Annotated in this window: 12 protein-coding genes; 8 read left to right on the top strand and 4 right to left on the bottom strand. The window is 73.0% G+C overall.

From position 1 onward, the window contains the following. Positions 1-15: 15 nt before the first annotated feature. The 5 genes from rpoZ (at position 16) to ACSMTC_RS06670 (ending at position 6541) form a co-directional block, all read left to right on the top strand. Positions 16-282 (top strand): DNA-directed RNA polymerase subunit omega, encoded by a 267-nt coding sequence (gene rpoZ, locus ACSMTC_RS06690; protein ID WP_030056185.1) that lies wholly within the window; start codon positions 16-18, stop codon positions 280-282. A gap of 146 nt (positions 283-428) precedes the next feature. Beyond that, positions 429-1652, top strand: a complete 1224-nt coding sequence (coaBC, locus tag ACSMTC_RS06685) for a bifunctional phosphopantothenoylcysteine decarboxylase/phosphopantothenate--cysteine ligase CoaBC (protein WP_436558712.1) — start codon at positions 429-431, stop codon at positions 1650-1652. 208 nt (positions 1653-1860) lie between these two features. Beyond that, positions 1861-3069 carry a methionine adenosyltransferase gene (gene metK, locus ACSMTC_RS06680; protein WP_436558711.1) on the top strand — a complete coding sequence of 403 codons (1209 nt, stop codon included), beginning with the start codon at positions 1861-1863 and terminating at the stop codon, positions 3067-3069. A gap of 410 nt (positions 3070-3479) precedes the next feature. Then, entirely contained in the window at positions 3480-4328 is an 849-nt protein-coding gene (locus ACSMTC_RS06675; RefSeq protein WP_436557617.1) for an IS5 family transposase, read from the top strand. A 143-nt stretch (positions 4329-4471) separates the two neighbouring features. Further along, positions 4472-6541, top strand: coding sequence for a primosomal protein N' (locus ACSMTC_RS06670; RefSeq protein WP_436558710.1), 2070 nt, complete (start codon positions 4472-4474; stop codon positions 6539-6541). Positions 6542-6679: 138 nt separating this feature from the next. On the opposite strand, the gene ACSMTC_RS06665 is transcribed toward ACSMTC_RS06670, so the two are convergent. Further along, entirely contained in the window at positions 6680-7192 is a 513-nt protein-coding gene (locus ACSMTC_RS06665) for a hypothetical protein (protein ID WP_436558709.1), read from the bottom strand. Positions 7193-7433: 241 nt separating this feature from the next. Here ACSMTC_RS06665 and def point away from each other — a divergent pair, with 241 nt between their 5' ends. From def to ACSMTC_RS06650, 3 genes are all read left to right on the top strand, one after another. Continuing rightward, positions 7434-7979, top strand: coding sequence for a peptide deformylase (gene def, locus ACSMTC_RS06660; protein WP_436558708.1), 546 nt, complete (start codon positions 7434-7436; stop codon positions 7977-7979). 46 nt (positions 7980-8025) lie between these two features. Continuing rightward, positions 8026-8961, top strand: a complete 936-nt coding sequence (fmt, locus tag ACSMTC_RS06655) for a methionyl-tRNA formyltransferase (protein WP_436558707.1) — start codon at positions 8026-8028, stop codon at positions 8959-8961. A 247-nt stretch (positions 8962-9208) separates the two neighbouring features. After that, complete coding sequence (locus tag ACSMTC_RS06650) at positions 9209-10639, top strand: RsmB/NOP family class I SAM-dependent RNA methyltransferase (protein ID WP_436558706.1); 1431 nt, start codon at positions 9209-9211, stop codon at positions 10637-10639. Positions 10640-10783: 144 nt separating this feature from the next. Here ACSMTC_RS06650 and ACSMTC_RS06645 read toward each other — a convergent pair whose 3' ends face one another. From ACSMTC_RS06645 to ACSMTC_RS06635, 3 genes are read right to left on the bottom strand one after another with little or no spacing between them, the layout of a single operon-like run. Beyond that, positions 10784-11542 carry a hypothetical protein gene (locus ACSMTC_RS06645; RefSeq protein WP_436558705.1) on the bottom strand — a complete coding sequence of 253 codons (759 nt, stop codon included), beginning with the start codon at positions 11540-11542 and terminating at the stop codon, positions 10784-10786. A gap of 3 nt (positions 11543-11545) precedes the next feature. Continuing rightward, complete coding sequence (locus ACSMTC_RS06640; RefSeq protein ID WP_436558704.1) at positions 11546-12313, bottom strand: SDR family oxidoreductase; 768 nt, start codon at positions 12311-12313, stop codon at positions 11546-11548. Then, positions 12310-13242: a TauD/TfdA family dioxygenase gene (locus ACSMTC_RS06635; RefSeq protein WP_436558703.1), complete on the bottom strand. Its 933-nt coding sequence runs from the start codon at positions 13240-13242 to the stop codon at positions 12310-12312. Before ACSMTC_RS06635 ends, ACSMTC_RS06640 begins: the two co-directional genes overlap by 4 nt. Positions 13243-13288 lie beyond the last annotated feature (46 nt).

The raw sequence follows: 13288 nt of genomic DNA, 5'->3' as shown, positions 1-13288 counted from the left end.
TCGGAAGGTTTTCGCGTGTCCTCTTCCATGACCGCGCCCGAGGGCATCATCAACCCGCCGATCGACGAGCTGCTCGAGGCCACCGACTCCAAGTACAGCCTGGTGATCTACGCGGCCAAGCGCGCCCGTCAGATCAACGCGTACTACTCGCAGCTGGGTGAGGGCCTGCTGGAGTACGTCGGCCCGCTGGTGGACACCCACGTGCACGAGAAGCCGCTGTCGATCGCGCTGCGTGAGATCAACGCGGGCATGCTCACGGCCGAGGCCGTCGAGGCTGCCTGAGCCCGCACGTCGAAGGGGCCCGTCGGACTGTCGTCCGGCGGGCCCCTTCGCGTGCCGTCCCGTCCGCTGTGGTCCGGCGCACGGTGCGCTCCGCTTCTGATGCGCCGTAGGGTGGGCGTTACCCCACTCGGAGGAGAAATCCCGTCATGAACGCTCGCCCGGAGCAGCCCGACGCCCCCCGCGTCGTCCTCGGCGTCAGCGGCGGCATCGCCGCGTACAAGGCCTGCGAGCTGCTTCGGCGGTTCACCGAGTCCGGGCACCAGGTGACGGTGGTGCCGACCGCGGCCGCGCTGCACTTCGTCGGCGAGGCCACCTGGGCCGCGCTCTCCGGCCGCCCGGCCGCCACCGAGACGTGGGAGCGGGTGCACGAGGTCCCGCACGTGCGGATCGGCCAGCAGGCGGACCTGGTGGTGGTCGCCCCGGCCACCGCCGACCTGCTCGCCAAGGCCGCCCACGGCCTGGCCGACGACCTGCTGACCAACACCCTGCTCACCGCCCGCTGCCCGGTGGTGCTGGCCCCCGCCATGCACACCGAGATGTGGGAGAACCAGGCCACCCAGGAGAACGTCGCCACGCTGCGCCGGCGGGGCGTGATCGTGCTGGAGCCCGCCGTCGGCCGGCTCACCGGCGTGGACACCGGCAAGGGCCGGCTGCCCGAACCGGGACAGATCTTCGAGGCCTGCCGCCGGGTGCTCGACCGCGGCGGCCTGGAGCGGGACCTGGCCGGCCGCCATGTGGTGATCTCGGCGGGCGGCACCCGGGAGCCGCTCGACCCGGTCCGCTTCCTCGGCAACCACTCCTCCGGCAAGCAGGGCTACGCGCTGGCCGCCACGGCCGCCGCCCGGGGCGCCCGGGTCACCCTGCTGTCGGCCAACGCCACCCTGCCCGACCCCGCGGGGGTGGACGTGGTGCACGTCTCCACGGCGCTCCAGCTGCGCGAGGCCGCGCTGAAGGCGGTCCCAGGCGCCGACGCGGTGGTGATGGCCGCCGCCGTGGCCGACTTCCGCCCGGCGGAGTACGTCACCGGCAAGATCAAGAAGGTGGACGGGGTGGACCAGCCTCCGATCGCCCTGGTGCGTAATCCGGACATCCTTGCCGAGCTGTCCGCCAAGCGGGCCGCGCCCGGCCAGCTGGTGGTCGGTTTCGCCGCGGAGACCGACGACGTCCTCGCCAACGGCCGTGCCAAGCTGGCCCGCAAGGGCTGCGACCTGCTGGTGGTCAACGAGGTGGGCGGCGGCAAGGCGTTCGGGCAGGACGCCAACGCCGCGGTGCTGCTGGGCGCGGACGGCGCGGAGGTCACCGTTCCCTACGGGCCCAAGGAAGCGCTGGCCGACCGGGTCTGGGACGAGGTCGTGGCCCGGCTCGGGTGAGCCCCGGCCGGGCCCCCGGGCACGGTTCGGACAGGTGACCGAAAACCCTGTTCGGGCAGTTAGCGAAGATGAGTGATGAATCTCAAGAGCCCGAGGTGACTGACGCCATCCGGTAGCTGACCGTTACACTCCAGGAATCAAGTCTTTCCGGATGCCTCCGGACCACGGAGGCATTCAGTCAGCAGCCGCTGCAACCCCAGGGAGCGCTGTGTCTCGCCGCCTGTTCACCTCGGAGTCCGTGACCGAGGGTCACCCCGACAAGATCGCTGACCAGATCAGCGACACCATCCTGGACGCTCTTCTCAAGGACGACCCGACCTCCCGGGTCGCCGTGGAGACGCTGATCACCACCGGTCTGGTCCACATCGCCGGTGAGGTCACCACCAAGGCCTACGCGCCGATCGCGCAGCTGGTCCGGGAGAAGATCCTGGAGATCGGCTACGACAGCTCCAAGAAGGGCTTCGACGGCGCGTCCTGCGGCGTCTCGGTCTCGATCGGTTCGCAGTCCCCGGACATCGCTCAGGGTGTCGACACCGCGCACGAGCACCGCGTGGAGGGCGACGACGACGAGCTCGACCGCCAGGGCGCCGGCGACCAGGGCCTGATGTTCGGCTACGCCTGCGACGACACGCCCGAGCTGATGCCGCTGCCGATCACCCTCGCACACCGCCTGTCGCGCCGCCTGACCGAGGTCCGCAAGAACGGCACCATCCCGTACCTGCGCCCGGACGGCAAGACCCAGGTCACCATCGAGTACGACGGCGAGAAGGCCGTCCGCCTGGACACCGTGGTGGTCTCCACCCAGCACGCCAGCGACATCGACCTGGACTCGCTGCTGACCCCGGACATCCGCGAGTTCGTGGTGGAGCCGGAGCTCAAGGCGCTGGCCGACCAGGGCATCAAGCTGGTCACCGACGGTTACCGCCTGCTGGTCAACCCGACCGGCCGTTTCGAGATCGGCGGCCCGATGGGCGACGCCGGTCTGACCGGCCGCAAGATCATCATCGACACCTACGGCGGCATGGCCCGCCACGGCGGCGGCGCCTTCTCCGGCAAGGACCCGTCCAAGGTCGACCGCTCGGCCGCGTACGCGATGCGCTGGGTGGCCAAGAACATCGTCGCGGCCGGCCTGGCCCGCCGCGCCGAGGTCCAGGTCGCGTACGCGATCGGCAAGGCCGAGCCGGTGGGTCTGTTCGTGGAGACCTTCGGCACCGAGACCGTCCCGGTGCTGAAGATCCAGGAGGCCGTGACCGAGGTCTTCGACCTGCGCCCGGCCGCGATCATCCGTGACCTGGACCTGCTGCGGCCGATCTACGCGCTGACCGCGGCGTACGGCCACTTCGGCCGGGAGCTGCCGGAGTTCACCTGGGAGCGGACCGACCGCGCCGAGGCGCTGAAGAAGGCCGTCAGCGCCTGATCCGACACCACCGCGTGCCACAAGGCGGCGGCCACCCCCGACGGGGTGGCCGCCGCCGGGTCTTTCCCGGGCGGAGCGGCCCCCCGGGTCAGGCGCGCGGCGCGGAAGGCGCCGGCTCTCCCGCCGAACCGGTTCCCGCCCGTCCTTCCGCTGCCGCCGGTGCCGGTCCTCGGGACCGCGAGGCGCGTCCCTCTTCCGAGGAGTCCGGGTGCAACCGGCTCACCGCGTCCGGACGACGGCGCGAGCCCTCCGCCGCGCGCGGGATCCCCGCGCCCTGATGGTCCACCCTTGGCCCTGAGAGGGTGTTCGATAGGGGATTCCCCCCAACTGTCCGGCTTTGGTTCTTGCGGCGCGGACTCGGTTCCAGGATCTCGTGGCGGCCGGGTCCGTGTCCGCGATATTGATCAACTGTGACGGAACGACGCCGGTATCCCTCGGACCTGAAGGACGATCAGTGGGAGCTCATCGAGCCCATGCTGCTGGAGTGGCGACGCACCCGCGCCGAAGGACGTGAGCCCACGACCGGGCTGCGCGAGGTGGTCAACGCGATCCTCTACGTCGCGCGGACCGGCATCGCATGGCGCTACCTTCCGCACGACTTCCCACCCCACACCACCGTCTACGGCTACTTCAAGGAATGGGAACGAGACGGCACCACCGAGCGGATCCACGACACACTCCGTGACCAGCTCCGGGCGAAGAAGGGCCGCCGCATCCTGCCCAGCGCCGCGATCATCGACGCCCAGTCCGTGAAAGCCTCACCGAACGCCCCGGCCGACAGCCAGGGCTACGACGGCGGCAAGCGGGTCAAGGGCCGCAAGCGCCACATAGCCACCGACACCCTCGGCCTGCTCCTGGTTTTGATCGTCACCGCCGCCGGCGTCCAGGACTCCGCCGGCGGCAAGCAGGTCCTGGACACCCTCGCCGCCCAGTGGCCCACCGTGACCAAAGCGTGGGTGGACGCCGGCTACAACAACGCCGTCGTCAAGCACGGCGCCGCACTCGACATCGACGTCGAGGTCGTGGCCCGGGACAAGGAGCAGAAAGGCTTCGTCGTCCAGCCGATCCGCTGGCGCGTGGAGCAGACCTTCGGGATCATGTCCCGGTACCGGCGGCTCCACCGTGACTACGAGGAACTGCCGGACCGGTCACGCTCGATGATCCAGTGGGCCATGGTGAACTCCATGACCGACCGCCTGACCGCCAGCCCGGACAGAACCGGGCAATACCTCCGTCCGAAACCGCCTGCGGCAGCCTAAATCGGTATCGAACACCCTCTGAGGGGTCGGCCGCGCTCCCGGAAGGTGCCGCCGCCGGGGTTCGGCCCGGGGCGTTTTGCCAGGTTGTCGGTGGTGGGGGCTATGTTGGGCGGGCCCGGGGTGGCGGGTGGTGTGGAGGGCGGATGAGCAGTACAGACGGATCCGGTGAGCAGCTGGCGTTCATCCGGGAGACGGTCCGCAGGGCCAAGCCCCGGACATGGCGCGGCGCCCAGCTGGCGGACGACCTGCCGGTGGCGCGGGTCCTGGTCGACAAGGGCCTGCTCCACCTCGACCAGTTCTTCGACTACGCCGTCCCCGCCACCATGGCCGAGGAGGCGCAGCCCGGTGTGCGGGTGCGGGTCCGCTTCGGGGCCAGGATCGTCGGGCCCGGCCGCCGTGAGGGCGGCGAGCTGCACAGCGGCTTCATCGTCGAGCGCCGGGCCGACTCCGACTACGCCGGCCCGCTGGCCCCGCTCGCGCAGGTGCTCTCCCCGGAGCCGGTGCTCACCCCCGCGCTGCTGCGGCTCTGCCGTGCGGTCGCGGACCGGTACGCGGGTTCGCTCGCCGATGTGCTCCAGCTGGCGGTCCCGCCCCGGCACGCGGGGGCCGAGTCCGAGCCCTCGCCACCTCTGCTGCCGCCGCCGGCCCGTCCCGAACCCGGTGGCTGGGCCCGCTATCCGCAGGGCCCGGAGTACCTGGAGGCGCTGGCCCAGGGGCGTTCGCCGCGTGCGGTGTGGACGGCGCTGCCCGGTCCGACCTGGCCGGAGGAGATCGCCCGGGCCGTCGCCGCGACCCTGGCGGCCGGCCGGGGAGCGCTGGTGGTGCTGCCGGACGGCCGGGCGGTGGCCCGGGTGGACCAGGCGCTCACCGCGCTGCTCGGCACGGGCCGGCACGCCGTGCTGGCCGCCGACCTCGGGCCCAAGGAGCGCTACCGGCGCTGGCTCTCGGTCAGCCGCGGCGCGGTGCGGGCCGCGATCGGGACGCGGGCCGCGGTCTTCGCCCCGGTCCGGAACCTGGGTCTGGTGGTGGTCTGGTCGGACGGCGACAGCAGCCACAGCGATCCGCGCTCCCCGCATCCGCACGTGCGCGAGGTCGCGCTGCTGCGGGCCACCGAGGAGAACACGGGAGTGCTGCTCGGCGGGCTGTCGATGACGGTGGAGGCCGCGCAGCTGCTGCGGACCGGCTGGGCCCGTCCGCTGGCCGCCGAGCGGGAGACGGTCCGGGCCATCGCCCCCCGGGTGCGTACGGTCACCGACCAGGACCAGGCGCGGGACGCCGCCGCGCAGGCCGCCCGGCTGCCCTGGCTGGCCTGGGAGGTCGCGCACGAGGCGCTGAAACACGGCCCGGTGCTGATCCAGGTCCCCCGGCGGGGCTATGTGCCGCGGCTGGCCTGCGGCCGGTGCCGGACGCCCGCCCGGTGCCGGCACTGCGGCGGTCCGCTGGAGGCGGGATCCGCCGGGGCGCCGCTGGACTGCGGCTGGTGCGGGCAGTCGGAGGCCGAGTGGCACTGCGCCGAGTGCGGTTCGTTCCGGCTGCGGGCGCAGGTGGTCGGGGCGCGGCGGACGGCGGAGGAGCTCGGCAAGGCGTTCCCCCGGGTGCCGGTCCGCACCTCGGGGCGCGACGCGGTGCTCACCACCGTGCCGGCGGAGCCGGCCCTGGTGATCTCCACACCGGGCGCGGAGCCGGTGGCCGAGGGCGCCGGGTACGCGGCGGCGCTGCTGCTGGACGGCTGGGCGCTGCTGAACCGCTCCGACCTGCGGGCCGGGGAGGAGGCACTGCGGATGTGGACGGCCGCCGCCGCGCTGGTACGGCCCGCCGAGCAGGGCGGCACGGTGGTGGCGGTTGCCGAGTCCACCGCGCGGCCGGTGCAGGCGCTGGTCCGGTGGGACCCGGCCGGGCACGCCGCGCTGGAGCTGGAGGAGCGGGCGCAGCTGCACTTCCCGCCGGTCTCCCGGATGGCCTCCGTGACGGGCGCGCCGAACGCGGTCGCCGACCTGCTCTCGCTGGTCAGGCTGCCGGAGGGGACGGACGTGCTCGGGCCGATCGAGGTGCCCGGTGGACGGGGCGAGGAGCTGGAGCGCGCGCTGCTGCGGGTCGCGCCGGGGCAGGGAGCCGCGCTGGCGAGCGCCCTGAAGGCGGCCCAGATCGCCCGGGTGGCGCTGCGGACGGCGGATCCGGTGAAGGTGCGGATCGACCCGCTCGACATCGGCTGAGCAGGCCTTCACCGGAGCGGAGCGGCCCTCAGGGGGCGCGGTCCGCAGCGGCGGAGCCGCCGAGGGCGCGGGGAACCGCGTGAGGCCGGTCCCCGCGCCCCTGTCCGCCCGCCCTGCCCGGGCGAAGCCCGAACGGCCTCAGCCGCGAAGCGGGAGACTCGGGCGCTCCAGGCCGCCCTGGCGGGCGGCGGGGACGGTGCGGGCGAGCGGCTGGCCGCCGGCCGGGAGCTCCTCGCCGCGGTCCGGGCGGGCGGGCCCGGGTACGCCTGGTGCCGCCACGGCGGCCGCGAGCAGCTCACTGCTCGGGCGCCGCATGCCGTACCGCCGGTGCACCGCCTGCTTGGTGACACCCAGCGCGGAGCCGACCGAGTCCCAGGAGAAGCCCAGCGCCCGGTCGAACTCGACGGCCGCCGCGACCAGCGTCTCCACGCTCTCGCGCAGCTCCTGGGCGAGTCGCACGGTGGGGGCGGGGGCCCGCCCGTACACCACGAATCCGGCTGAGGTGCTGGGCCGGCGTGGCCGGTAGACGTTGCCCAGCTGGGCGGTGAGGGTGCGCAGCGCGTCCACCTGCCGCCGCACCCGCTCGATGTCCCGCACCAGCAGGTGCAGGCTGGCCCGCGCCCGCGCGTCGTGGTTGATCTGCTCGGCCATGGCCTCGGTGCCACCTCTCCGTACGGTGAATCCGGTCGGGACGCGTTCGCGCCCCGGTCAATCCCACTTGACCAACGCCGGACGGGCGCCGGGGTCACGCGTGCCGACCAGACGGGATATGCCAGAAGCTGAGCCGAACGGGCGTCCCGGATTGCATAGACTGCCCTGTGGCCTTCGCGGCCGACCGAATCCGACCCCCATCCGACCCACGCCGAACCCGTACCGACAGGAGCTCCCAGCCATGGCGATCCAGCCGATCCGGATCTTCGGCGACCCCGTGCTGCGTACCGTCGCACGACCGGTGACCACCTTCGACAAGGAGCTGCGCGGGCTGGTCTCCGACCTCACCGACACCATGCTGGACGCTCCCGGCGCCGGCCTGGCGGCACCTCAACTCGGCGTCTCGCTGCGGGTGTTCGCCTACAACGTGGACGGCGTGGTGGGCCATCTGATCAACCCCGACCTCGCTCTCACCGACGAGGAGCAGGACGGCCCCGAGGGCTGCCTCTCGCTGCCCGGGCTGCGCTTCGACACCAAGCGCGCCTACGGGGTGGTCGCCAAGGGCTTCAACATGTACGGCGACCCGGTGACCGTCGAGGGCACCCAGCTGCTGGCCCGCTGCATCCAGCACGAGACCGACCACCTGGACGGGATCATCTTCATCGACCGCCTGGACCGCGAGCAGCGCAAGGCCGCGCTCAAGGCGATCCGCGAGGCGGACTGGGGCGACGGTCCGGCGCCGACCGTCAAGATCTCCCCGCACAGCACCTTCGGCTCGGCCCGCTGACCCCCGCACGTCCCGCGGCCTTCGTACGTCCCCCAGAAAGGCACCCATGCGCCTCGTCTTCGCCGGCACCCCAGAGGTCGCCGTTCCCGCCCTCGACGCACTGCTGGCCTCCGACCGGCACGAGGTCGTCGCGGTGGTCACCCGCCCCGACGCCCCCGCCGGGCGCGGCCGCCGACTGGTCGCCAGCCCGGTCGCCCAGCGTGCCGAGGAGGCCGGGATCGAGGTCCTCAAGCCGGCCAAGCCGAGCGATCCGGACTTCCAGGCCAGGCTCACCGAGATCGCCCCGGACTGCTGCCCGGTGGTCGCCTACGGTGCGCTGCTGCGCCCCGGCGCGCTGGAGATCCCCCGGCACGGCTGGGTCAACCTGCACTTCTCGCTGCTCCCCGCCTGGCGCGGTGCCGCTCCCGTGCAGCACGCGGTGCTGGCGGGCGACGAGGTGACCGGCGCCTCCACCTTCCTGATCGAGCAGGGCCTGGACTCCGGTCCGGTGTTCGGCCTGCTCACCGAGGAGATCCGCCCCACCGACACCAGCGGTGTGCTGCTGGACCGCCTGGCACACGCGGGCGCCAAACTGCTGGTCGCCACCATGGACGGGATCGAGGACGGCACCCTGCAGGCCGTACCGCAGCCCGCCGACGGCGTCACCCTCGCACCCAAGATCACTGTCGAGGACGCCAGGATCGACTGGTCCCACCCCGCCCTGCGGGTCGACCGGGTGGTGCGCGGCTGCGCCCCCGCACCCGGCGCCTGGACCACCTTCCGGGGTGAGCGGCTCAAGCTCTCCGGGCCGGTCAAGCCGCTCGCCGACGCCGCCGTGCTGGCTCCCGGTGAGCTCGCCGTCGCCAAGAACAGCGTCCGGGTCGGCACCGGCAGCCACGAGATCGAGCTGGGCGAGGTCCAGCCGCAGGGCAAGAAGCCGATGCGCGCGGCAGACTGGGCCCGGGGGGTCCGGATCGAGTCCGGCGAGCGGCTCGGGGACTGAACATCCTCCGAGTGGAGATCCGATGATCCGCTTACCGATAACCCGTCGGTCTGTCGAGTAATGGTCCGGAAATCCGTCGAATGACAGTCCGACAGTCCGCTGAGTGACAGGCTGGTAATTCGTCGAGTGGTAATCGGACGATCGCGCCATCGGGTATCGGATTTTCCGCTCACCGACACTCCCGTTCAGCAGATGTCAGCAGTTGTCACCAGATAACCAACGCAGCACCTTTGGATCGAGGCACCACATGAGCACCCCCAGCGCCAAGCGCGCCCCCCGCCCGCACCGCCGCCCCAAGAAGGACCCGGCCAGGATCGTCGCGTTCCGCGCCCTGCGCGCCGTGGACGAGCGCGACGCGTACGCCAACCTGATCCTCCCGTCGCTGCTGCGCGAGGCCGAGCAGAAGGGCATGGAGCGCCGGGACGCCGCGCTCGCGACCGAACTGGTCTACGGCACGCTGCGCCTCCAGGGCACCTATGACGCGATCATCGCCGCCTGCATCGACCGCCCGCTGCGCGAGGTGGACCCGCCGGTCCTGGACGTCCTCTCGCTCGGCGCGCACCAGCTGCTCACCACCCGGATCCCCACCCACGCCGCGGTCTCCGCCACCGTCGAGCTGGCCCGCGCGGTGCTCGGTGAGGGACGCGCCAAGTTCGTCAACGCCGTGCTGCGCCGGATCAGCGCCCACGACCTGGACGGCTGGGTGGGGCAGGTGGCCCCGCCGTACGAGGAGGATGCCGAGGACCACCTGGCGGTGGTCCACTCGCACCCGCGCTGGGTGGTCTCCGCGCTGTGGGACTCGCTCGGCCGCTGGCAGCCCGGCGCCTCGGGCCGGACCGCGATCGAGGAACTGCTGCGGGCCGACAACGAGCGCCCCGAGGTGACCCTGGTGGCCCGGCCGGGCCGGTCCACGGTCGACGAACTGCGCGAGGCGCTGCCCCAGGCGCAGGCCGGACGCTGGTCCCCGTACGCGGTCCGGCTCGCCGAGGGCGGTGAGCCGAGCGCCGTCGAGGCGGTCCGGCAGAACCGGGCCGGGGTCCAGGACGAGGGCAGCCAGCTGGTCGCGCTCGCGCTGGCCAACGCCCCGGTGGAGGGCGCCGACCGGCTCTGGCTGGACGGCTGCGCCGGGCCCGGTGGCAAGGCCGCGCTGCTCGGTGCGCTCGCCGCCGAGCGCGGCGCGGCGCTGGTCGCCTCGGAGCGGCAGCCGCACCGCGCCCGGCTGGTCGCCCGTGCGCTGGACGGCAACCCCGGCCCGTACACGGTGATCACCGCTGACGGCACCCGTCCGGCCTGGCGGGAGGGCGCCTTCGACCGGGTGCTGGTGGACGTGCCGTGCTCCGGGCTCGGGGCGCTGCGCCGCCGGCCGGAGGCGCGGTGGCGCCGCCGGCAGGACGACATCCCGGGCTTCGGGCCGCTCCAGCGGGATCTGCTGCGGTCGGCGATCCGGGCCACGCGGGTCGGGGGCGTGGTCGGATACGTGACCTGCTCGCCGCACCTCGCCGAGACGCGGGCCGTGGTGGACGACGTGATGCGCGCGGAGTCCGGGGTCGAGTGGATCGACGCCCGTCCGCTGCTGCCGGGGATTCCGGCGCTGGGGGAGGGACCGGACATCCAGCTCTGGCCGCATCTGCACGGGACCGACGCGATGTACCTGGCGCTGCTGCGGCGCACCGCCTGAGCGGGCCGCTCGTCCCCCCGGTGCCCCGGGCACCAGGGGGACGGGTCCGATACCCCGCCGTCCCGGGCGTGATCCGCTCGGGACGAGGGGCCGTCTTCGCGGCAGTGCGGGACGGCCCCGCGGTATCGCGGTCGGAGCGTCCGGTCAGCGGCCCGCCTCCAGATGCCGCCACCGCACCGGATCGAAGCCGCCGTCGGTGGGCCGGGCGTGCGAGACCGCCCGCGCCGGCGCGCGGTAGCCGCCGCAGTCCAGGACGAGGGTCTCGTTGCCGCCGGGCTGGAACTCGTAGTCGACCCGCTCCAGCCGGTTGGGGATGCCGCGGCCGGCCAGCTCCGCCCGGAGGCGGTCGAGCGCCTCGTACCGCCGGTCGCTGGTGTGCAGCAGCACCGGGAACAGCCGCACCTGCCAGCGGGCCACCCGGGCCAGGTCGAGCAGGGCGCTCAGGTGGAAGTCCTCGTCGAGCCGCGCTCCGTAGGAGAACAGCAGATGGGAGCTGAGTACGAGGTCGAAGGACCGGCTCGGGAACGGCAGTCGGGGCAGTGAGCCGGCGATGTAGCGCTCGGGGCGCGCCGCGAGATCGGCGGCGAAGGTGCGCGTGGCCCGGGTGCGCAGCCGCGTGTAGCGCTCGGCGTCGCCGAACCAGCTCCAGACGTAGTCCGACGCGTTCCGTGCCAGGTCCGCGTGCTTGTGGGCGATCTCGCGCAGGACCAGTGTGGCGAGCCGGTCCCGGTCGGGCGGCCCGTACTGGGGGTCGACGGCGACGGCGTCGGTACCGCGGGCCCCGGCCAGCGCCACGAAGCTCGCCGCCCCGCCCGGGCAGTCCAGTACGCGCAGCGAGAGGTCGTGGTCGGACAGCGCGAACATCGCGCGGTACTCCTCGAAGGAGCGGGCGCTGACGAGCATGCCTCAGCCCCTCCCGATGAACGGCATGGTGGTCGGAAGCACGGTCAGGAACTGCACGTTGGTGTCCAGCGGCATCGACGCCATCAGCAGCACCGCCTCGGTGAACCGCTCCACGGGGATCGTCGCCTCCACCGCCATGGTCCTGTCGGCCTGCATGGCGGGCGGCTGCGGACTCCCGTCCACCGGGGCCACGTTCCCGACGTCGATCTGCCCGCACGCGATGCCGAACCTCCGGCCGTCCAGCGACAGCGCCCGGGTCAGTCCGAGCACGGCGTGCTTGGCCGTGGTGTAGGCGACGGAGTCGGGACGCGGCGAATGCGCCGACGGGGCACCGTTGTTGATGATGCGCCCGCCCATCGGCGACTGCGAGCTCATCGTGCGGAAGGCCTCCTGCGCGCAGAGGAAGGTGCCGGTGACGGTGGTGTCCATCACCCGGGTCCAGTCCTCGAAGGGCACGTCCGCGACCGGCCGGCGCGGGACGGCCGCACCGGCGTTGTTGAACAGCAGGTCCACACGGCCGAACTGACGGCGGACCCGGTCGAACAGGGCCGCGACCTCGTCGGGGTTCCTGATGTCGGTGGGGACGGCGGCCGTCCGGCCCGGGTCGACCCCGGCGAGGGCGACGGTCTCCTCCAGCGCCTCCTTGCGCCGGCCGGCCACGGCGACCGACCAGCCGGCGTCGAGCAGGGCGAGCGTGCAGGCCCGGCCCAGTCCGCCGCCTCCTCCGGTGACGACGGCGATCCTGCCGTTCCTCTGAGCGTCGGTGGTCAAAGTACCTCCGTGTTCATCCAGATCCGCAGCATGCGACGGGAGGCCGGCCCGGGTTCGTCGACGTAGGGCGAACGCCCGTGCAGCACCCGGCTGTTGCGGATGATCAGCAGGTCACCCGCCGCCATCGGCAGGCCGAAGGCGATCTCCGGCCGGTAGAGCACCTCGTCGAGGACACCGAGGGCCTCCCACTGGCGTTCGGTCAGCGGCGGGCCGCCGCGTTCCGGGGACGACCGCACGGTGCGGGTCTGGTAGTAGCAGCCCACGGTCCCGTCCTGCTGGGTGAAGAAGATCGGGGAGACGATGACCTGCCGGCCGGCCCGGCCGGTCCGGTCGAAGGTCCAGTCCCCGCCGAGCGTGGTGAGGACGTCCGGCCGCTCCCGCCCGATGAGGTCGTGGACGTGGCGCGCGCTCGCCAGCTTGGTGTTCCCCCCGCCCCGTACGGCGGGTTGCAGACAGAGCAGGACCAGCAGATCGCAGGTGTCGCAGTGGAACCCGAGCTCGGTGTTCCCGTCGCCGTCCCGGTCGCGGAGTACCTGGGTGAGGTCGCCCTGGGCGTTCTGGGGGACGATCTCCCCGAACTCCCGCAGCAGGAACGACAGTCCCGCCACGATCTCGGGCTCGGGCGCGGACGGGTCGATCAGGTTGCGGACGTGCGCGACACCCACGGACCGGATGCTGCGGAGCACGAAGCCGCGCAGCGTCTCGCGTACCCGCTCGGCCCGGTCCCACCGCCCGGACTGCGAGTCGGCCCACAGGAGCCCGCGGTCGTCGTCGCCGAGCGGCGTCGACCAGAGCTCGTGCAGCGACGCCAGATCCGCGCTGCTCCAGCCGATCTCGCTCACCGTGCCGTCGGAGGGCGCCGTTTCACCGGAGGGCACCGTTTCACCGGAGGTCACCGCTTCACCGGAGGTCATCGTGTCGTCGGACATGTCGTGGACTGCTCCCTTCGTCATCGGCACCAGCTGCTCGTGCGAT

The organism is Kitasatospora sp. HPM-01-4 (assembly GCF_051374625.1).
Taxonomy (GTDB): domain Bacteria; phylum Actinomycetota; class Actinomycetes; order Streptomycetales; family Streptomycetaceae; genus Kitasatospora.
The sequence above is the reverse complement of the archived record's forward strand: the minus strand, read 5'-3'. Positions and strand labels throughout refer to the sequence as shown.